Raw genomic sequence first — 212 nt, 5'->3', positions numbered from 1 at the left:
CCAAGGTGGCCCAGTACTCGGGCGACCGTCGTCGCCCCCAGGCCAGGGATGCTGGCGATGAGTGCCGCATCGTTCTTCAATCCAGGATGCCTGTCGATGTGGTCGTCGATCTCATCCTGGAGCTTTCGAATCTCGGCATCGAGCCACTTGATGTGCTCGGCAACGTTGGCTGCAACGTCTCTCAGCCCAGCCACCATGTGCGCCTCTATGCG

The 212-nt window shown here is 61.3% G+C and carries 1 pseudogene; it reads right to left on the bottom strand.

What is annotated here, in order from left to right:
- Positions 1 to 197: pseudogene (locus tag FVD38_RS26355) on the bottom strand (IS110 family RNA-guided transposase); the annotation flags it as partial.
- Positions 198 to 212 lie beyond the last annotated feature (15 nt).

It is taken from the genome of Massilia arenae (assembly GCF_008014745.1).
Classification (GTDB): Bacteria; Pseudomonadota; Gammaproteobacteria; order Burkholderiales; family Burkholderiaceae_D; genus Telluria; species Telluria arenae.
Note: the sequence above shows the minus strand (reverse complement) of the source record. Positions and strands in the feature narration are given on the sequence as shown.